Source organism: Candidatus Njordibacter sp. Uisw_039 (assembly GCF_047730075.1).
Taxonomy (GTDB): Bacteria; Pseudomonadota; Gammaproteobacteria; order Pseudomonadales; family Balneatricaceae; genus Njordibacter.
Genome location: NZ_CP159831.1, coordinates 1,488,778 through 1,508,900 on the forward strand (window position 1 = coordinate 1,488,778; position 20,123 = coordinate 1,508,900).

The window sequence follows — 20,123 nt, forward strand, 5'->3', positions numbered from 1 at the left end:
TGTTCAAAAAAAAGACCAGCCCAGGCTGGTTTTTTTTGGGGCCACACATCTATTGAAGTTATTGGGGTGGTTCTAAACTTGACTTTAGTATAATATTTGATGCTTGCGGCCCATTGGGGCCATCTGTAAGTTCAAAATCAACATCTTGCCCCGCTCTTAAAGTTCTATACCCATCACTTTGAATGGCAGAATAATGGGCGAATAAATCCTGACTTTCATTGTCGTTTGGAACGATAAAGCCATAACCCTTTACGTTATTAAACCATTTCACCTTGCCTGCTTGCATACCATTTACCCTCTGCATTGCTTAACTTAAAAAGAAGGCCCCGTAATACTTGACCAACAGCTCTTCCAATGACTCTGTAATAATATTAGCAGTAGTTTTTAATTCTGCTCTGGAAAAATGCAGACATAGGCCCAATAGTAACGTTATGATGAAAACAATATTTAAATCCAGAGTGTACTAATGCCCATCCTTTCTACTCGCCACCGCTGTTATGCTGACAATCCAAGCGACAATCCTACGTTGATGAGTCAGGACGACCAAAATACGCCAGATGACAACCACGATTTGCAGGTTATTGAGCAAACTCGCCCTAAGGTGGCCCAACCGTCGTTATACCAAGCTGTATTGTTAAATGATGATTACACACCTATGGAATTTGTCATTGAAGTTTTGGCACGTTTCTTTAACCATAACGAAGAACAAGCAACACAAATTATGTTGGCGGTTCATACGCAGGGCAAAGGTGTATGTGGTACCTATACTAAAGACGTGGCCGAAACCAAAGCTATGCAGGTAAACCAATTTTCTCGTCAACACAAACACCCATTACTATGTGAAGTTGAATCAGCTTCTTAGAGGAAAGAGATAATGTTAGACAACGATTTAGAACGAAGCTTAAGCGAAGCCTATAAACACTCCAGCTGGAAGCGGCATGAGTTTATGACTGTAGAACATTTACTGCTGTCATTGCTCAATAATCCATCCAGTATAGAAGTACTTCAAGCCTGTGGTGTTGTACTGGATGACTTACGCCTGCCCCTCGAAAAGTTCATTAATGACACCACTCCTTCGGTAGCCGAGTCCCATGACAATTATGAAGTACAGCCCACTCTTGGTTTTCAGAGGGTATTACAACGGGCGGTATTCCACGTACAATCTTCCGGCAAAGGCGAGGTAACTGGAGCCAATGTGCTGGTCGCCATTTTTAGTGAAACTGAAAGTCAGTCAGCATATTTACTTGATTTGTTAGACGTTGAGAGGGTAGACATCGTCAATTATTTATCCCATGGTGTCAGTAGAACAGAAATGGAAGGTGCGGAAAAAGCCATAGAAGGCGAAGGTGAAGAAGCGAGTCATCTAGTTAAATACACTACGGATTTGAACGCTGAAGCTCGTAACGGCCATATTGACCCGCTGATAGGCCGTGGCAAAGAGCTAGAACGACTAGTGCAAGTATTATCTCGTCGCCGAAAAAACAACCCTCTATTAGTTGGCGACGCCGGTGTTGGTAAAACAGCCATTGCTGAAGGGTTAGCCTATCAAATTGAGCAAGGTAATGTGCCTCAGGTGATTGCTTCGTCAACAGTATACTCACTTGATATGGGTTCCTTGTTAGCGGGCACCAAGTACCGTGGCGATTTTGAAAAACGCCTAAAAGGTTTGTTGGCTGATATTGAAAAAACGCCCAACGCGATCCTTTTTATTGATGAAATCCACACCATCATTGGTGCAGGTGCTGCATCAGGCGGGTCGATGGATGCATCCAACCTATTAAAACCAGTGCTGAGCTCAGGTAAGTTACGCTGTATTGGCTCGACAACCTTCACAGAATTTCGTGGTATTTTTGAAAAAGACCACGCTCTGGCCCGTCGATTTCAAAAAATTGATGTGGATGAACCTAACATTGCTGACACTCAAGCCATTTTGCGAGGCCTCATTTCCCGTTATGAAAGCCACCACCAACTTGAATATACACCTGCTGCAATAGATGCCGCTGCGGAACTTGCTGATCGCTACATTACTGATAAAAAGATGCCCGACAAGGCCATAGATGTAATTGATGAGGCCGGTGCGTACCAGCAGCTATTCCCGAAAGCAGAACGTAAGTCGTTTATTGATGTGACTGAAATTGAGGCTGTGGTGGCTAAAATAGCCCGCATACCGCCGAAAAGCATATCAGCAACAGATCGGGAGCAGTTACATTCCCTTGAACAAAATCTTAAGCTAGTGGTGTTTGGCCAAGATACAGCCATCGATACTTTAGCTAATGCTATTAAATTAGCAAGGGCAGGGCTTAATGCACCCCATAAACCCGTAGGTAGTTTTTTGTTTTCTGGCCCTACAGGGGTAGGTAAAACCGAAGTAACCCAACAGTTAGCGCGCGTTATGGGTATTGAGCTTGTACGTTTTGATATGTCGGAATACATGGAGCGCCACACGGTGTCTCGCTTAATTGGTGCCCCTCCAGGCTATGTAGGCTTTGACCAAGGTGGTCTACTGACTGAAGCTATAACACAAACCCCACACTGCGTGCTGTTATTGGATGAGGTGGAAAAAGCTCACCCAGAAGTCTTTAATATATTACTTCAAGTGATGGATAATGGCACTTTGACGGATAACAACGGCCGCAAAACTGACTTCCGTAATGTTATTTTAGTTATGACTACCAATGCGGGTGCTGAACAAATGAGCCGCAGCTCTATTGGTTTTACTAAACAGGATCATAGTTCCGACGGAATGGGAGCTATCAAGCGTTTATTTAGCCCAGAGTTTCGTAACCGCCTTGATGACATCATTCAATTCGGTGCTTTATCAGAAGACGTTATTTTGGGTGTTGTTGATAAGTTTCTGGTGGAGTTACAAGTACAACTGGAGGATAAACAAGTACACCTGCAGGTGAGTGAAGACGCTCGTATGTGGCTCGCAGAGAAGGGTTATGACCGGGAAATGGGCGCCAGACCTATGGCACGCCTTATCCAACAAGAGTTGAAAAAACCAATGGCAGAGCTACTGCTGTTTGGAGATCTTGCAGCTGCTGGTGGTAAGCTATTAGTGGATTTAAAACAAGATAAAATCACCTTAAAGAGTAAACCCAGCAAGCGCAAAATTAAGCTGTTAGATCCAGCTTAAACCAAAAAGAGCACCTTAAGGTGCTCTTTTTTTCCTAAACCAATCAAGTTAACGGTTAGATTAACGAGCGCGGTAGGTAATACGACCCTTAGTTAGATCGTATGGCGTTAATTCTACTTTAACCTTGTCACCAGTCAAAATGCGAATATAGTGTTTGCGCATCTTTCCAGAGATATGGGCGATGACCACGTGGCCGTTTTCCAATTCAACGCGGAACATTGTGTTAGGTAAGGTATCAATAATGGTACCTTCCATTTCAATCTGGTCTTCTTTAGCCATTAAAGCCTCAAGGGTTATTACAAAATTTATGCTATTTACAGTGCGCAAGATTATGCCGCAATGGGGTGTAAAAAGCGAGTAAAAGACCAACATATGCCTAGGACACCGTTAACGTCTGCCAAATTAAGTCTTCAAACACCTGCAAAGGTTGATATTCAGCTTTGTAGGCCATTTTTTGGCAGTCCTTTATCCAATAACCAAGGTAAACAAAGTCCATTGCTTGGGATTGAGCCCAGCGTATCTGCCAAAGCACTGCAAGACGCCCTAGGCTTCGTATTTCATAAGCAGGATCAAAGAAGGTATAAATGGCTGACACGCCTTTAGGTAGTAGATCAACTACGGCAACCGCCAACAACTTTTGTTCTAACCTAAAACATACGAAACGCGTTTGGCTCGTTGGAGGAGCCTGACATAGGAAATTTTCAAACTGTTCCAGCGATGGTGGATACATATCACCATCGCTGTGACGCTGAATGATATAGTTTGCGTACAAATTGTAAATTTCATCCGCACAGGAAGGCAGTTCAAAGCTGACTTGAAGGTCTTTATTACGAGTAAGCACCCGTTTCTGGCTTTTACTCACATTAAATCCAGCAACGGGTACGCGGACTGACTTACATTCACCACAACCTTCGCACCAAGGCCGGTATATGTGTTCACCACTGCGCCTGAAACCCATGTCTGTAAGTTGCATATAGGTCGATTCGTCCAAAGGCTGGTCTGGACTCAAAAATATCGACTTTGCTTGCCGATTATCTAGGTAACTGCAACTATGCTCTGGTGTTGGATAAAATACCAAAGTATTAATATCAATCGATGAAGAAATGAAAAGTCACCACTTTAGTCAGTGTAGGCGAGGGCGTTTAACACGACTTTACCACCAGACCCCATCTACTATCCACTCCATAAGATAGATTCTTCTCTAGGCTTATTTGAAATTCTGGCATTGGTATCTCTGTGGCGCCGAGGCTGGCCAAGTGTGAGGTAAACATTTGGCAATCTATAAGTACGAAACCCCATTGTGACAAATGCTGAGCAAGGTGAATAAAGGCTAGTTTAGATGCATTATCTGTTCGACTAAACATTGATTCACCAAAGAACACACATCCTAGAGCCACACCGTACAATCCGCCCACTAACTCACCACCATCCCATACCTCGACACTATGAGCATAGCCACCTCGATATAATTGAGTATAAGCGCATTGCATGTCTGCAGTAATCCAGCTTTCTGTGGAGCACTTGTCTGTTCGTGGGGCAGAACCACAGGCATGTACCACGCGCTCAAAAGCATGATCGAAGGTTACTACAAGCGCTGTCTTACGGATAAACTTAGCCATGCTTCTAGATACATGAACCTGGTCCGGAGCAACCACCATACGAGGACTTGGGGCCCACCAAAGAATAGGATCTTGTTCAGAAAACCAAGGAAAAATGCCTTGTTGATAGGCGTATAACAATCTAGGCACAGATAAGTCACCGCCTACTGCTAATAACCCTTGAGGATCGTCAAGGGCTTCAGAGACTGGTGGAAACCAACAATCATCCACATCTAGCTGATAAACCGGCATAAGTTAACAACCTACTAAGTGGTTAATGTTCTATCAAGTAAGCTAGGCGAGTAGCAGATAACACAAGGCTATCTTTTTCGTCAGTTTCCGAGTTGTGAACATAACCATAAATAGGGTCTGGGTATGCCTCTGCGGATAAATCATCAGGATCACGCATTTGCGTGAACTGGTGATCTTCGTAAGAAACGATGTCATCCATGCTGTCTAGTACCAAAGCGAACCAGGGGGTCACACCGTCACGTGTCATGTAAAGCACCACCGGATGAACTGCTGACTGTAGCTGGGATTTAGTGTAGCTAAACAACCGCATTAATTCACTGATACGCCCCCTTTTAGCAACTGAAAGTTGCTTTAGAGCTTCTTCCGTACCGGCGCTTGAGGCTAGCTCTAACAAGGTATCAGCCTGGTTATGAAATTCAGTATGGGGTTCTTCAAAACGTGCCAGCAGCGTCTTAGTGGCATCATCTGCAGTATTTTGCTTATGCTGCAACCAGTGGCCAAACTCACACAACTCAGGGTCACGTTGATCTTTAAACACGATATCGTTAGTAATACTTTGTTCTAATTCGTTCAACCAAGCAACATGAGATTCTTCACCTTCGTTTAAACTATCAATGGTTGCCTCTAAGTCAGTGCGGTTTGAATCACGGCCCAAAAGGGTAGAGCACTCATAAGTATTTACCGGTTTATTGCGGTAATACAAATAACCCAAGAAAGAGTGCTGGTGGTTTTTAGACGCCTCAATCTTGCCAAAATCGTCAGTGATAGACAATATACTTGAGATATTAATTGCAAAGCGAGTATGGCCTAACAAAAAGGTCAATATACGGTTAGAGCGTTCAGTCGTATGGGCTGTTGCTGTCGTCATAATATAGTGCCATAGCTTAAAGTGAGGTTAAGTATATTACGCCTAAGGCTCATTGAAAACGCGCCAATTGAAATTATTTACATATGCCGGTAACAGAATGTAACTCTATGGCGTTTTAACTAGGTAATCATTAAGCTTGGTTCAATTATCAGGATTGCGTATCATAGGTTAAGTTTACTCAATTAGACACACGGACAAGGAAAACATTAGTGGCCACAAACAACCCACATACATCGTCAAAACTCAGCAGTAATAGTACGTCAAACTGGATACAGAGATTGAGCTGGCATGGATATCACCTTGCATTAATGGCCTTTAGCGTCTACCTATTAGTAGTGCTGGCTACCTTTGATGCCAGCGATCCAACCTCTACACAGGCCTTTGATGTGTCTAATATCCATAATGCTGGTGGCACTTTTGGAGCCGTATTGGCAGATTTGTTTTTTTGGGCAATAGGGTTAATCGCCTACCTCATACCAATTTTGCTTATACAGTATGAAGTTACACGCTTTCTTGGCCACTCCCGTCATGCAGAACAAGATCGGGAAAACAATGTTTGGTTTAAAATACTCACCCTTAGCGCTTTAATCATTGCGGCTTGTGTCTATGCATCCATTCACATAACCAATACCAACTTAACCTACCCACAGAGCAGTGGAGGCTTATTAGGACTGACTCTAGGATTACCACTGAATCAGGCTTTAGGCATGACGGGCACCAATATTTTGGTGCTCACCACCTTAATGCTTGCTATCAGCCAATTTTGGCAATTACGCTGGGGGATTATCACAGAGACTATAGGCCGGCACAGCATTTATTGGTGTCAACATTTATGTCAAAGTTTGTTTGGTGGCAACAACCATGTACAAGCACTCAAAAAAATACGTGAAGCAAAGATAGCTCAAAATGCCTATGCTAACTCAAGCTTTAAAGCGCCACGGCGCTCGACCTTAGTTCGCCTCATTAGCAATGTGTGGCACTCTTTTATTAACCTTTGGTCATCTAATCGTCCCCATAAAGCAGGTAAAAAAAATGTTACAGATATGGTTGAATCCACTCAAAACACGACCAACCACGTTCACGCCACTAGCCTAACTAGCCATACTGTTGATATTAATGCTGAGGATCTTGTTGCTGCACTCGACACCCCTCATACTAAAAGCAAGGCCTCTGCAGCAAATCAAGCAAAGTCTATACCATCACCTGTAACCGCCCCTAAAGAAGTTAAAATAGTGCCTTTATCCGAAATCCATAAACAGGACACAGGTTCTTCTCAAGCGGAACAGAACAGCAAAGTCACCAAACACAAAGATTTGCCTCCAGTAAGCTTACTGGACCCACCAAGTGTTAGTATTAATCCAGTCATTACCTCAGAAGAATTGACTCGCCTAAGCCAGCTTCTAGAAGCAAAGCTACTGGATTTTGGTGTAATTGCAGAGGTGGTTGAAGTTAACCCAGGACCTGTAATTACTCGTATTGAAATACGCCCTGCGCCCGGTACTAAGGTAAGCAAAATAAGCAATCTATCAAAAGACTTGGCACGATCAATGGCTGTCATGAGTGTGCGTGTGGTTGAAGTCATCGCTGGTAAATCCGTCATCGGTATTGAAATTCCTAACCAACACCGAGAAATGGTTCGTATTAGCGAAGTAATCGGTAGTAAGCCTTACTTGTCTTCCATAAGCCCATTGACCCTGACTTTAGGAAATGATATTGCTGGCAAACCGGTAGTGGTAGATCTAGCAAAGATGCCGCACTTATTGGTGGCTGGTACTACGGGTTCTGGTAAATCTGTCGGTGTTAACGCCATGATTATGAGCATATTACTCAAATCGACACCAGATCAAGTGCGAATGTTGTTAGTTGATCCAAAGATGCTGGAGCTGTCGATCTATGATGGTATCCCACATCTACTAGCGCCGGTAATTACAGACATGAAAGAGGCAGCTGGCGGCCTGCGCTGGTGCGTTGCTGAAATGGAACGACGCTATCGTTTAATGGCTTCCCAAGGGGTTCGCAATCTTGCTGGCTTTAATACCAAGATTACAGCTGGAGCGCCTATTTTAGACCCTATATGGGTACCCAATGAAGCCAATGGCGAAAACATGGATGATCGGCCTTACTTAGACCAGCTGCCCTATATTGTGGTCGTAGTCGATGAGTTTGCTGATATGATTATGGTGGTAGGTAAAAAGGTAGAGGAACTCATTGCCCGTATTGCTCAAAAGGCCAGAGCTGCTGGTATTCACCTTATATTGGCAACCCAACGTCCCTCCGTAGATGTCATTACAGGCCTCATTAAAGCCAACGTACCCACTCGAATTGCCTTTCAAGTTAGCTCAAAAATTGATTCTCGTACTATACTTGACCAAGGCGGTGCAGAAAGTCTATTAGGCCACGGTGATATGCTTTATTTGCCACCAGGGAAAAGCACACCAGAACGTGTTCATGGCGCTTTTGTCAGTGATGATGAAGTTCATAGGGTCGTCGAAGCTTGGAAGCAGCGGGGTGCTCCTCAGTTTATCGAAGCCATTGTAGAAGGCAATTATGATCAAGAGGCTGGTTTCGGGTTAGCGTCTTCGGAAGGTGCTTTTGAAGAAGACAAAGATCGTTTATACGATGAAGCTGTAGCATTCATTACCGAAACTCGCAGAGCTTCTATTTCGTCTGTACAACGCAAGTTCAAAATTGGCTACAACCGTGCGGCCCGTATGATTGAAGCTATGGAGGCTGCAGGGGTGATTTCTGCTCCAGCTCATAATGGTAGCAGGGAAGTCCTTGCACCACCTCCACCTCGCGATTAATTATCTCTATAAGAAGGATTTATAATGCGTTTAGCTGTATTTCTGTTGAGTGTCACTCTGGCTGGAGCCAGCTTGGCGCAGACCGCAGCCCAATCACTAGGCCAACAGCTTGGTCGTCAAACAAATATCGAAGCAGATTTTGTACAGTATATGTTGGATGCCAGTGGTAGCCGGTTGCAAGAGACCCATGGCCATATGGTATTGAGTCAACCTAATCAATTTTGGTGGCAAACGGCAGATCCATTTTCCCAACTTCTTGTCAGCAACGGCAAACGTCTCTGGATTTATGATGAAGACCTAGAGCAGGTAACCATTCAGACCCTAGACCAGCGCGCAACCAGCACCCCAGCATTATTACTGAGTGGCAATAGTACGGACATAGAAGCTGAGTTTAATGTGGTAATGAACCGTGGGGACAATGGACTAGTGTTCTATCGCCTCACACCTAGGGACCCAGAAAGTCTATATCAAACCCTAAGGCTAAACTTTAAAAACAACCAATTACTTGAAATGCAGCTTGAAGATGCTATGCAGCAAAAGACCAGTCTTACCTTTAGTAATATGGTGTTTAACCCTCAACTTAAAGAGGGTTTATTTGAGTTTGTGATTCCAGAAGGTACTGATGTAATAGAGATGGACCAGCTTTGATAAACGACCTGTTCGCCCAAGATTCCAAAGGCTACCAACCACTAGCTAATCGCATGCGGCCCCAGACCTTGGAGCAATACGCGGGCCAATCTCACCTTTTAGGAGAGGGCAAAAGCTTGGGCAGAGCGTTAACTCAAGGTTTACTTCACAGTATGATTCTATGGGGTCCTCCAGGGGTAGGAAAAACCACGTTAGCGCGGCTAATGAGCCAGGTGAGCGATGCTCACTTTATGACTTTATCGGCTGTTATGTCAGGCGTTAAGGACATCCGCGCCACTGTACAAGAAGCACAGCAGATACGCGCCCAGTCTGGTCGAGACAGCGTATTATTCGTTGATGAAGTGCACCGATTTAACAAATCTCAACAAGATGCGTTCTTACCTTACATCGAAGACGGTACCTTTATTTTTGTGGGCGCCACCACAGAAAACCCTGCTTTTGAACTCAATAATTCATTGATGTCTCGTTCTAGGGTTTATGTTTTAAAATCCTTGTCCGAAGCTGAACTTGCTTCGTTGCTGCAGCAAGCGGTGACCGATGAAGAGCGTGGCCTAGGCAAGCTCAACATTGACATTCAAGACCCTCAACGGAAACTTTTACTGCAAGCAGCAGATGGCGATGCCCGCCGATTACTCAATTTGCTAGAAATTGCCACTGACCTTGCCGAAATAATAAATGACCGCTTGATTATAGATAACGGAGTATTGGAACAGGTGCTACAAACTAGCCCCAAACGTTTTGATAAAGGTGGAGATATCTTTTATGATCAAATTTCTGCCTTCCATAAGTCTGTCCGTGGTTCTGATCCAAGTGGTGCATTATATTGGTTAGCTCGAATGATTGACGCGGGTTGTGATCCTCTTTATATTGCCCGACGCCTGTTAGCTATTGCGTCAGAAGATATTGGCAACGCTGATCCAAGGGCATTACAAGTGGCAGTAAATGCTTGGCAGGTGTTTGAAAGAGTAGGCCCAGCAGAAGGCAATAGGGCTATTGCTCATGCAGCGGTTTATTGTGCTTGTGCGGCTAAGAGCAATGCTGTTGACAAGGCCTTCAAAGCGGCCATGAAACTGGCAAGAGAAGAGCCTAGCTATGATGTGCCCAACCACCTGCGAAATGCGCCTACTAACCTAGCTGAATCCATGGGCCACGGAACTGACTATCGATATGCTCACCTAGAACCGATGGCTTTTTCTGCTGGCGAAAGCTACATGCCAGAAGCATTAGCACACCATATTCTATACCACCCCAGTGACCGAGGTATTGAAGGAAAAATCGGTGAGAAGTTAGAAAAACTAACACTACTGAACCAAAATAGTGACCAACAGCGTTATAAATAACCGCCCATCTAAGCTATAATAACGCCATATAAAAGTGGGGAGAGTCCAACCGTGGGCCAGTTAATCGCTATCGCCTGTGGCGGCGCTATTGGCGCGTTGAGCCGATTTGGACTACAGCAATGGTTAGCGCCTATCTACAGTGGACGTTTTCCATTGGCTATATTTGTTGCCAACTCCATCGGTTCACTGTGCTTAGGCCTAGTTTATGTGCTTATCGTAGAGAAAGGCCTACTGCCCGAAGTGTGGCGGCCATTTTTAATCATAGGTTTGCTTGGTGCCTTCACCACTTTTTCTACTTTTTCGTTAGACAGCGTTCGTCTTATTGAGCAAGGTGAATGGCTTATGGCCTTAGGCAATATTTTTGCAAATGTCCTTGTAGGCCTAGTAGGCGCATTTATCGGCATGTACATTGGCCGATGGCTATAATTTTTTTTCCAATACTTAAGATCTTTTTACCCTAGGAATACTCCATGTTAGACCAAAAATTGGTTCGTAATAAACCACAAGAAGTGGCTGATAAGCTATTAAAGAAGGGTTTTAAGCTTGATGTAACAAAGCTAAATGGCTTAGAAGAATCCCGCAAACAACTGCAGATTGATACGGAAAACTTACAAAGCGAACGTAATTCGAAGTCTAAACAAATAGGTAAACTTAAAGCTCAAGGCCAAGATACAACAGCGATTATGGCTGAGGTGAGCGCATTTGGTACGCAACTAGACGATAAAAAAGCTCAATTGAAGCTGGTGCAAGATGAACTAAGTGCTATGTTGATGGAAATACCCAACATTCCTCACGACAGTGTCCCAGCAGGTGCCGATGAAGAAGACAATCAAGAGGTCTTGGTGTGGGGCGAAAAGCCAATATTCAAGTTTACCGTAAAAGACCACGTCGATTTGGGTGAAGCGCTAGAAGGTTTAGATTTTGGTGCAGCTATTAAAGTTACCGGTGCTCGTTTCATGGTCCTTAAGGGCCAACTTGCGCGCCTACACCGCGCCCTAATTCAATTCATGCTTAACAGCCATATTCATGACCATGGCTATGAAGAGGTTTACGTCCCTTATCTAGTCAATGCTGATTCGTTGCGCGGCACGGGTCAACTGCCTAAGTTTGAAGAAGACTTATTTAAAGTGCCTGGTGAACGAGACTTGTACCTTATTCCTACAGCTGAGGTTCCTGTAACTAACTTAGTGCGTGATGAGATCATAGATGCAAGTCAATTACCGTTACGTTTTACCTGCCATACACCATGTTTCCGTAGCGAAGCCGGCAGCCATGGCCGAGATACACGAGGCCTAGTACGTCAGCATCAATTTGAAAAAGTAGAAATGGTGCAAATGGTCAAGCCAACTGACTCAACAGCCGCATTAGAAGAACTCACAGGGCATGCTGAAGGCATATTAAAGAGCTTAGGTTTGGCCTACCGTAAAGTTATCTTGTGTGGTGGCGACTTAGGTTTCTCAGCCATTAAAACATACGACCTTGAAGTATGGCTGCCAGGCCAAGATAAATACCGAGAAATTTCGTCTTGTTCCAACATGGGAGACTTCCAAGCCCGCCGCATGCAGGCTAGATGGCGCAACCCTGAAACAGGTAAACCAGAGCTATTGCATACCCTCAACGGTTCTGGTTTAGCAGTAGGGCGCACGTTGTTAGCTATCCTAGAAAACTACCAACAAGAAGACGGCAGTATCGTGGTACCTGAAGTGCTAGCACCCTATATGGGTGGAGTTACTGTGCTTGCACCAGCGAGTTGATCTCAGTATTGACTCTAGGCAAGGTTAATAAAGCGTTTTAGAGGCAATTTGTAGGTCGAGGTAGGCCTGCAATTTTGGCTGCTAATTTTGCTGGGCTGCCTGGAAATAAGGTTAACAAATGAATACTGTTGCCTTTTTCCAAACTTACTTTTTGTTTTACAATTTTAACCAATATACGCATTGCTGGAGAAATACCCGTATCGGCGTAAAACCCACGCAGGGCATTGATCACTTCCCAATGTTCAGCTTCTAAGGTTACATTTACGCTGTGTGCCAGCCATTTGGCTGCATCAGGGTTCCAATCACTTAAATGCCTTAAGTAGCCATCTTTGTCCGTTTCTAACTGCATATCACCAACTCATAGAAGACGCATAGGAAGTCGTTAAATAAACCAAGTCTGCCATGTTAATAAGCTTCACACGGTCAGCGTTAACCTTTGTGAGTCCACGTTCGTCTGCATGAGCCTCTAAGACAAAAACTTTTCTAGAACCAAAGGCTAGTAATACTTTATTAAGTTGCACGTAAACACCATCATCCATGAAAACATAGCCATCATCAGCGTCACTTCGCTCTACTAATGTAGTGAGCGCATCAGCATCGAGGTGTTTTGCAATGATATGAAGTATAGCCATAATTAAAACACCAAATGTTGATCGTATTGCGCACATAACCTAGCTACCTTTGAACGCGCAATGACATTGACAGTTTGGCTGAGTTCATCTGCAACTAGCCCAAACCGATCTAACGATTCTTGCTCTACCCAAAGGTCATTGATGTCATATATTTCTAGGGCGCTAATAATTTTGCCAATATGCTTGTGTGAAGCAGGTGATTGACTTGTTGGAAGCAGTTGTAATACGCCTTCATCAACAAATAATATAGCTGGCTGCTGCTCAAAAGCGGCCAATATTAAAGCTGCATCTAAGGATTCCTTAGCGCATTGCGAGCCATACGGTGCGTGACTTAGAGTCATTAAGCAAGACATTAATTAACCTCCAAAACTCACTAATCGGTTACACTCTGCACTGGCAGCCGCAAGCTGGCCAAGGCCTACCAAGGTGAATTGGGATGCTAAGCTGGCGCCTGCAAGCTCATAACGACTCGACTCTTGCTGATCAACAATTCCAGACTGCAAAGCAGCCGCAATACACACAGCAAGTTCTAAGCCATAGTCTAGACTTAACTGCTGCCAAAGAGTCGTTAAGTTAAGCTCATCCTGAGGCATTACTCTTAATCCTGAGGCTAAATGAACACCCTGCTGATAGAAAAATACTCTAAGTACCTGATGCCCCTGTAGTAATAGTTCCTCAGTAAAGCGGAAAGCAGACAGTGCCTGGCTTTGTTGATCAGGACCACAACGTACAACGATAACATAGGTTAAAGAAGTAGGGATTATAGAAGGGGATATGACAGCATTTAAATCAGACATATACAAAAACCCCGCCAAAAGGCGGGGCTCCGTGAACAGTTAGCTTGCTAACCAAGATTAATCGTCGCCACTAAAGGCGCCCGTAAGATGTAACAACATCAAAAATAGGTTGTAGATATTAAGGTACAAGCTTACGGTCATCATCACGTAATTAGTTTCACCACCGTTAACCATACGGCTAGTGTCATACAAAATGAAACCAGAGAATACCAATACACCCACAGCGCTTATGGCTAAGGACAATGCTGGAATAGCGAAGAAGATATTCGCCACTGAGGCAATGACCACAAGGATCAAACCAATCATCAAAAAGCCACCCATAAAGCTGAAGTCTTTACGGCTAGAAATAGCATAAGCAGACAAACCCAAAAAGGTAATGCCCGTCATAGCAAGGGCTGTAGTGACGATGTCACCACCGTTAGCCATGCCTAAGTAAAAATTAACGATAGGACCAGCGGTATAACCTAGGAAACCAGTAAAAAAGAACACTAGGGGTATAGACCAGACCGAATTTTTAAATTTGTGCAAAGCAAACAATGTGCCAAACAATACCACCAACTGAATGATCCAGTTAACCGGCGCTGCATTACTTGCAATAGCCATAGTTGCGGTAACCGCACTAAAAATAAGCGTCATGGAAAGTAGGGCATAGGTATTGCGCAGTACTTTATTGGTTGCTAAAGCAGATTCCTTAGCACTGCTAGAAAACTGAATTTGGTCTTGCATAGGTGTTATCCTCATTTAAACAATATTGATTATTGTAGTCTAACTAGCTGAAGAAGCTAGGATATTTACACAATATTTTGTAAATATCAGCACATACAGCAACTTATTGTTAAATAACGAGGCCAAATACCAGTTGTTGCATGATGGTTACATGTATGCCTGTTCACTTTATAACTACAAAGCACTTTGTGGAGCCTAATTAAAAGGCGTATAATGTTGGTTCGTTTTAGTAATGAGTATGTATATTAATGCAAGTACCTCAAGCACAGTTTAACATTGGCCAAGTAGTGCAACATAAGCATTATGGCTTCCGTGGTGTTGTGTTTGATGTTGATTTTGAGTACTCACTCGATGAACAATGGTATCAAGAAGCCTGCAAGGCTATGGCTAGTATGGGTCAGCCACCGATCGAAAAAAAGCAGCCTTTTTACCACCTTTTGACGGATGGTAGCGAGCATGAGTCTTACGTATCCCAGCAAAACCTTTGCGCAGCCGAGGATGTCGCCCCAGTACAACATGCTGGCTTGGATGCCTTCTTTACGCTCTCAAATGGCCAGTACATCCATCGGTACAGTGTTAATTAAACCCATTAATATATTTTTAAATCAATAATTTAGTGTACTTGGCCACAGCTTTAACCATGGTTTTGGCTGAAAACGTAACAATTTAAGTCGTTTGAGAAAAACTTATTAGCTCGTCAATACCAGCCCATGGCAACATTGAGCTGGTTTTTTATGGGTTAAAATTGATACGCTTCACCAAGCCACGCACTAAACCTTGTTGTTCATTAGTTAATAATGACATGTGTAGCAACAATTCAGCTTCGTTATCGTTGGCATAAAAATACGGCACAGGAACATCCAGCACTAATGCCAACTGGCACAAGGTTTCATAATCTGGTACATGCTTGCCACGTTCATACTGATTCATGCGGGCACTAGCCGATGCTACATCAATGCCAGCAGTAATTCCTAAACTGCGCTGTGAGAGGCCACGCTTAATCCGTGCTTGCTTAAGGCGCCTGGGCACAGGACAGGATGTATTGTCAGCTGCGTTGCTTGGAATAGATTTAGCCACAATATTTGGTTCAAAAATAACAGAAGGTTAGTGTGGCTAAGTATACCGACAGGCTCATTTATAATCCATATTTAACTTCGCATAATGTATATTATGTTAAATAATGTTTAGACCCCCCTTTAGCTTATAAAAAACATCTTCAATATTGGCTAGTTATTCCCCGTTACGGGCCCTATACTGTACGCACATACAGTAGCTAACATTATGGACATATCATGACAATTCGCACAGTACATCAAGTCATTAATAAATCAGGCACAGTAATCGGAGAATTCATGGACATTAAATTAGCAAAGGATTTAGATAACCGTACTGACGTCCTTTACTTCATAGCCGACCTAGTCGAAACTGCAGGTATCGATGAAACCACAGCAGAAAAAGTTGCAGAAATAATGCTAAACGACAACACCCGTAAGCAACTACTTAACCAACTTAAAACAGTAAAAGACCTACCCTCAAGCAGTTCAGAGAATAACGTCTAGTGCCGCAACAACGAGAACAGCTTATTAATTGGGCATTACTGCTAACCCTAGTGGTTTTATGGGGAACGTCTTTTCTAGCTATAAACGTGAGCCTGCGATCGTTTGAACCCGATCAAGTGGTGGTATTGCGGCTATCGATAGCCACCATTTTGCTAATAGCCTTTATGCTAGCCCGACGCAAACGTCTTCCAAGAAAACCTATAGCTTGGGTACACTTTATGGTCTTGGGCCTTCTTGGCAATGTATTACCTTTTTGGTTTATTGCCAAAGGCCAAGTTCTCGTTACATCGGGTATGGCAGGATTACTGATGGCAATTATGCCGTTGATGACGTTAATTTTGGCCCACTTTTTTATTACTGGCGAAAACCTTAACCGCAATAAATTGTTGGGTTTTGTATTTGGCATTGCCGGCATCACACTCATTTTAGGCCCGTCAATATTGGGCTCTCAAAACAGTTTTATCGGGTGCTTATTGGTGCTATCTGCAGCTATTCTGTATGCTACAAATAGCATTATAGCCCGCCGCTTGCCTACCTACAGTTCTGCGGTGGTTGGCACAGGGGTTACTATGTGTGCGGCATTGACCAGTTTAATGCTCTGGCCCTCAGTATTGGACATAGATTGGCACCTAGTGTCGAATTTAGCTTTACTTACCATTGTATGGCTTGGCATTTTTCCTACCGGTGTAGGCGTTATTATTTTCTTTGTGCTCATTCGTCGTGCTGGGCCTACTTTTTTGTCCAATATCAACTATCTAATACCCATAGTAGCGTATTTTACAGGCGCCCTAGTGCTAGGAGAGTTGGTGGTTTGGCATGACATGATCGCATTAGTTGCCATTCTATTTGGCATTGCAGTGAGTCGTAGACCCGTGCGCAGGACAACACACACTTCGTAGGCACAGGTTTAACCCTAAACAATGCCCTGCAACATCGCAAACTGAACAATATTGGCACTAGATTCAAGCTTAAGCTTTTTCATAACATTGGCTCGATGGCTATGGATTGTTTTGTGACTTAAGTTCATATCTTCACCTATTTCCATGGCTGTGCGCCCTTCAGCTAGCATAGAAAACACCTGAAATTCCCTTGCTGTTAATCGACTAATTGCATCCTCTTCGGTGCCAGGAGTTTTATTCATTTCATGAATAACCTGAGTGGTAATAAAAGTGCCACCCATATGAACTTTGCGAATGGCTAGGATAAGCTCCTGTGGTACGCAGCGTTTGCTTAAGTATCCTTGTGCACCTGCGCCTAAAACACGAGTAGGAAAAGGTTCAGTTTCATGCACTGTCAGGGCAATAATTCTGGCTTTAGGGTTGCGTCTACATATACGCACTATTGCCTCTAAACCACCAATACCAGGCATATTAATATCCATAATAGTGATATCTGGCTTTAGATCGTACACCAACTGATAGGCTTCCTCACCACTACTGGCCTCTGCTACTACCTTAATATCATGGGTAGTCTCAATTAATCTCCTAAAGCCCAGACGAACAATTTCGTGGTCATCGACTAATAATACAGAGATTAGATTTGGATTTGGCTTAGCCATAATGGTTACATTGCCTTTTTCAACTGAGACCATGCGGCTGATAAATATAGCATCATAGACCAAATAGTAAGTACTGCAGCCCCATATAGCATAATCAAGCCAAGGGTAGAAATAAGGGTACCGGGAGGTGTTGCTAATAAGAAAACGATAGAACCCATTTGCATAGTGGTTTTAACCTTGCCAATATAAGACACGGCAACATGAGCACTCTTACCCGTTTCTGCCATCCATTCTCGCAAAGCAGATATGACAATTTCGCGACTAATAATAATAATTGCAGGCAATGTTAACCATAACTCAGAATAAGCCTCAACCAACACCACCAAGGCTACCGCTACTGTGACTTTATCTGCTACGGGATCCAAGAATGCACCAAAGGACGTAGTTTGATTGAGCTTTCTAGCTAAAAAACCATCTAACCAGTCTGTAGCAGCGGCAAGCATAAATAACCCAGACGCCCACAAAAATCGGCTTTCTGAAGGCCAATAGTAGGCTATTAAAATAAATGGGATTAATGCCAGCCGAAATAGCGTTAGCAAATTAGGAATGTTTAACATAATCAATCGTTTGGTATTATAGAGGTGTATAAAACATCATTTTAGCCTATCCTTCTTCACCCCGTAAAGAACGATAAATGGTATCGGCCATATCTGCGCTAATTCCCTTCACTTTGGCCAGTTCATCAATACTAGCTTTGGTTAAATCTTGCATGCCACCGAAATGAGTCAATAGGGCTTGACGTCGTTTTGGCCCAACGCCATCTATCTGCTGAAGACTTGACTGAGTGCGTTTCTTGTTTCTTCGTGCTCGATGACCAGTTATAGCAAATCTATGGCTTTCATCTCTAATATGTTGCAACAAATGTAGCGCCGATGAATCGTCTGGCAAGGCGATTTCTTCACCTGTCCAGCCATTAAATAGGCGCTCAAATCCAGCTTTTCGGGTGTCACCTTTTGCCACACCTAAAACATAAAGGTCTTGTAGTTGCAGTTCTGATAATACCTGTATAGCTTGGGTAATTTGCCCCTTGCCACCATCAACAATGAGCAAGTCTGGCATCACACCTTGATTCTCCTTCAACCGTGTATAACGTCGGGTAATGGCTTGAGACATCGCTGCGTAATCATCACCTGCAGTAATACCTTCAATATTAAAGGTCCTATAGTCCGATTTTTTCGGGCCTCCTTGATCGAAAACCACGCAAGAAGCAACCGTTGCTTCGCCACTGGAGTGACTGATATCAAAGCACTCTAGACGCTCTGGCATTTGTGGTAAATCGAGTGCTTCTTGTAACGCTGCAAAACGAGAAATTTGTGTCTGTTTATTTGCCACAAAACTGAGTAACGCCTGGTCAGCATTGGTCTGAGCGAGTCGAAGCCATTGTGCTCGCGGCCCCCTCACACTGCTGATGACCTTAAATCCATGATCAACCTGCTGTGCAATGGTTAATGCAATAGTTTGTTGAGCCTCTTGAGCATCACTCACAAGCACTTCATCAGGTACATCTCGATACTGGCCTGATAAATAGTATTGACCCAAAAAGGCTGTGAGAACCTCTGGCCTCTCCTCTTCCAAACCCATTTTTGGATAAAAGTTCTTGCTACCTATCACCCGGCCTGAGCGAACCATAAGTTGATGAATACACAAACCAGCCTGCGAACTAGCGGCAGCAAATACATCCAAATTACCGCGCTTTGATACCACATGTTGCTGTTCCTGCACTTGTCGTAAAAAACCTATCTGGTCCCTAAGATGGGCTGCAGACTCAAACATAAGCTGCTCAGCTGCGACATTCATTTGCTGGCTAACTTCATCTAATAACTGTTGGTTTTTCCCTTCAAGGTATAAGGTAGCGTGGCGGAGGTCAGCGGCATAGTCTTGTTGGCTGATTTCGCCAGTACAAGGCCCACTGCACCGGCCAATTTGAAACTGTAAACAAGGACGTTTGCGGTTGGCAAAAAAGGTGTCTTCACATTGACGTATACGAAAAATACGCTGCATAAGGTTAAGGCTTTCTCTGACTGCTCCAGCGCTGGTATAGGGACCGAAATAACGTCCCTTACGCTTCTTTCCACCACGTATGTATTGCATTGCAGGATAGTCGTGTTGATCAGAGATATAGACGTATGGATAGGATTTATCATCTCTAAGGGAGATGTTATATGGCGGTTTTAGACGCTTTATTAGGGTATTTTCTAATAGTAATGCTTCACTTTCACTGTGGGTTAAAGTGACTTCAATAGAGACCACTTTAGACACCATCAACTGGGTCTTAGTATTATGACTCTTGCCTCTGAAGTAGCTAGTAACGCGATTTTTAAGACTGACTGCTTTGCCAACATAAATTACCTCTCCGTCGACATCGAACATTCTATAAACACCTGGGCGCAGTGGTAATTGCTTAAGGTATTCGTCGATATTGAAGAGTTTGTCATTAACTTGAGGCATAAT

At 43.6% G+C, this 20,123-nt stretch carries 24 protein-coding genes; 10 read left to right on the forward strand and 14 right to left on the reverse strand.

Annotation, left to right across the window (positions count from 1 at the left end; translation table 11 throughout):
- Positions 1–58: 58 nt before the first annotated feature.
- A complete protein-coding gene (locus ABXT70_RS07035) occupies positions 59–286 on the reverse strand; it encodes a cold-shock protein (protein ID WP_443642464.1) in 228 nt (75 codons plus the stop codon).
- Between the two features lie 243 nt (positions 287–529).
- Here ABXT70_RS07035 and clpS point away from each other — a divergent pair, with 243 nt between their 5' ends.
- Both clpS and clpA read left to right on the forward strand, forming a co-directional pair.
- On the forward strand, positions 530–862 hold the full coding sequence (clpS, locus tag ABXT70_RS07040) for an ATP-dependent Clp protease adapter ClpS (RefSeq protein WP_443642496.1): 333 nt from the start codon (positions 530–532) through the stop codon (positions 860–862).
- Positions 863–874: 12 nt separating this feature from the next.
- Complete coding sequence (clpA, locus tag ABXT70_RS07045) at positions 875–3,136, forward strand: ATP-dependent Clp protease ATP-binding subunit ClpA (protein ID WP_443642465.1); 2,262 nt, start codon at positions 875–877, stop codon at positions 3,134–3,136.
- A gap of 60 nt (positions 3,137–3,196) precedes the next feature.
- On the opposite strand, the gene infA is transcribed toward clpA, so the two are convergent.
- The 4 genes from infA to ABXT70_RS07065 all read right to left on the reverse strand — a co-directional run bounded on the left by infA (position 3,197) and on the right by ABXT70_RS07065 (position 5,854).
- Positions 3,197–3,415, reverse strand: coding sequence for a translation initiation factor IF-1 (infA, locus tag ABXT70_RS07050; RefSeq protein ID WP_046481896.1), 219 nt, complete (start codon positions 3,413–3,415; stop codon positions 3,197–3,199).
- A gap of 97 nt (positions 3,416–3,512) precedes the next feature.
- Entirely contained in the window at positions 3,513–4,214 is a 702-nt protein-coding gene (locus tag ABXT70_RS07055) for an arginyltransferase (protein WP_443639787.1), read from the reverse strand.
- Between the two features lie 64 nt (positions 4,215–4,278).
- On the reverse strand, positions 4,279–4,986 hold the full coding sequence (gene aat, locus ABXT70_RS07060; protein ID WP_443639788.1) for a leucyl/phenylalanyl-tRNA--protein transferase: 708 nt from the start codon (positions 4,984–4,986) through the stop codon (positions 4,279–4,281).
- A gap of 22 nt (positions 4,987–5,008) precedes the next feature.
- Positions 5,009–5,854 (reverse strand): CZB domain-containing protein, encoded by an 846-nt coding sequence (locus ABXT70_RS07065; protein ID WP_443639789.1) that lies wholly within the window; start codon positions 5,852–5,854, stop codon positions 5,009–5,011.
- 209 nt (positions 5,855–6,063) lie between these two features.
- Between ABXT70_RS07065 and ABXT70_RS07070 the strand changes: the two genes are divergently transcribed.
- Genes ABXT70_RS07070 through serS form a run of 5 tightly spaced genes read left to right on the forward strand, consistent with a single transcriptional unit; the run spans position 6,064 to position 12,400 of the window.
- A complete protein-coding gene (locus ABXT70_RS07070; RefSeq protein WP_443639790.1) occupies positions 6,064–8,658 on the forward strand; it encodes a DNA translocase FtsK in 2,595 nt (864 codons plus the stop codon).
- 24 nt (positions 8,659–8,682) lie between these two features.
- Entirely contained in the window at positions 8,683–9,306 is a 624-nt protein-coding gene (gene lolA, locus ABXT70_RS07075; protein WP_443639791.1) for an outer membrane lipoprotein chaperone LolA, read from the forward strand.
- Positions 9,306–10,646, forward strand: coding sequence for a replication-associated recombination protein A (locus ABXT70_RS07080; RefSeq protein ID WP_443642497.1), 1,341 nt, complete (start codon positions 9,306–9,308; stop codon positions 10,644–10,646). Before lolA ends, ABXT70_RS07080 begins: the two co-directional genes overlap by 1 nt.
- Positions 10,647–10,697: 51 nt before the next feature.
- Complete coding sequence (crcB, locus tag ABXT70_RS07085) at positions 10,698–11,072, forward strand: fluoride efflux transporter CrcB (RefSeq protein ID WP_443639792.1); 375 nt, start codon at positions 10,698–10,700, stop codon at positions 11,070–11,072.
- A gap of 44 nt (positions 11,073–11,116) precedes the next feature.
- Positions 11,117–12,400: a serine--tRNA ligase gene (serS, locus tag ABXT70_RS07090; RefSeq protein ID WP_443639793.1), complete on the forward strand. Its 1,284-nt coding sequence runs from the start codon at positions 11,117–11,119 to the stop codon at positions 12,398–12,400.
- 37 nt (positions 12,401–12,437) lie between these two features.
- Here serS and ABXT70_RS07095 read toward each other — a convergent pair whose 3' ends face one another.
- The 5 genes from ABXT70_RS07095 to ABXT70_RS07115 are packed head-to-tail and all read right to left on the reverse strand — an operon-like array spanning position 12,438 to position 14,555.
- Positions 12,438–12,749 carry a TusE/DsrC/DsvC family sulfur relay protein gene (locus tag ABXT70_RS07095; protein WP_443639794.1) on the reverse strand — a complete coding sequence of 104 codons (312 nt, stop codon included), beginning with the start codon at positions 12,747–12,749 and terminating at the stop codon, positions 12,438–12,440.
- A gap of 1 nt (position 12,750) precedes the next feature.
- Positions 12,751–13,032, reverse strand: coding sequence for a DsrH/TusB family sulfur relay protein (locus ABXT70_RS07100; protein WP_443639795.1), 282 nt, complete (start codon positions 13,030–13,032; stop codon positions 12,751–12,753).
- 2 nt (positions 13,033–13,034) lie between these two features.
- A complete protein-coding gene (gene tusC, locus ABXT70_RS07105; RefSeq protein ID WP_443639796.1) occupies positions 13,035–13,385 on the reverse strand; it encodes a sulfurtransferase complex subunit TusC in 351 nt (116 codons plus the stop codon).
- 3 nt (positions 13,386–13,388) lie between these two features.
- Positions 13,389–13,829 (reverse strand): sulfurtransferase complex subunit TusD, encoded by a 441-nt coding sequence (gene tusD, locus ABXT70_RS07110; RefSeq protein WP_443639797.1) that lies wholly within the window; start codon positions 13,827–13,829, stop codon positions 13,389–13,391.
- A 57-nt stretch (positions 13,830–13,886) separates the two neighbouring features.
- Positions 13,887–14,555 (reverse strand): Bax inhibitor-1/YccA family protein, encoded by a 669-nt coding sequence (locus ABXT70_RS07115; protein WP_443639798.1) that lies wholly within the window; start codon positions 14,553–14,555, stop codon positions 13,887–13,889.
- A gap of 248 nt (positions 14,556–14,803) precedes the next feature.
- On the opposite strand from ABXT70_RS07115, the gene hspQ reads away from it, so the two are divergent.
- A complete protein-coding gene (gene hspQ / locus ABXT70_RS07120) occupies positions 14,804–15,139 on the forward strand; it encodes a heat shock protein HspQ (RefSeq protein WP_443639799.1) in 336 nt (111 codons plus the stop codon).
- Between the two features lie 148 nt (positions 15,140–15,287).
- Here the strand turns inward: hspQ and ABXT70_RS07125 are convergent, their stop codons facing one another.
- Positions 15,288–15,632, reverse strand: a complete 345-nt coding sequence (locus ABXT70_RS07125; RefSeq protein WP_443639800.1) for a helix-turn-helix domain-containing protein — start codon at positions 15,630–15,632, stop codon at positions 15,288–15,290.
- 215 nt (positions 15,633–15,847) lie between these two features.
- Here ABXT70_RS07125 and ABXT70_RS07130 point away from each other — a divergent pair, with 215 nt between their 5' ends.
- Entirely contained in the window at positions 15,848–16,114 is a 267-nt protein-coding gene (locus ABXT70_RS07130) for a hypothetical protein (RefSeq protein WP_443639801.1), read from the forward strand.
- Positions 16,114–17,013: a DMT family transporter gene (locus ABXT70_RS07135; protein WP_443639802.1), complete on the forward strand. Its 900-nt coding sequence runs from the start codon at positions 16,114–16,116 to the stop codon at positions 17,011–17,013. Before ABXT70_RS07130 ends, ABXT70_RS07135 begins: the two co-directional genes overlap by 1 nt.
- 14 nt (positions 17,014–17,027) lie before the next feature.
- Here the strand turns inward: ABXT70_RS07135 and ABXT70_RS07140 are convergent, their stop codons facing one another.
- Genes ABXT70_RS07140 through uvrC form a run of 3 tightly spaced genes read right to left on the reverse strand, consistent with a single transcriptional unit; the run spans position 17,028 to position 20,120 of the window.
- A complete protein-coding gene (locus ABXT70_RS07140) occupies positions 17,028–17,672 on the reverse strand; it encodes a response regulator (RefSeq protein WP_443639803.1) in 645 nt (214 codons plus the stop codon).
- Positions 17,673–17,677: 5 nt separating this feature from the next.
- Positions 17,678–18,229 carry a CDP-diacylglycerol--glycerol-3-phosphate 3-phosphatidyltransferase gene (gene pgsA, locus ABXT70_RS07145; RefSeq protein WP_443639804.1) on the reverse strand — a complete coding sequence of 184 codons (552 nt, stop codon included), beginning with the start codon at positions 18,227–18,229 and terminating at the stop codon, positions 17,678–17,680.
- Between the two features lie 46 nt (positions 18,230–18,275).
- A complete protein-coding gene (gene uvrC, locus ABXT70_RS07150; protein WP_443639805.1) occupies positions 18,276–20,120 on the reverse strand; it encodes an excinuclease ABC subunit UvrC in 1,845 nt (614 codons plus the stop codon).
- Positions 20,121–20,123: the final 3 nt, after the last annotated feature.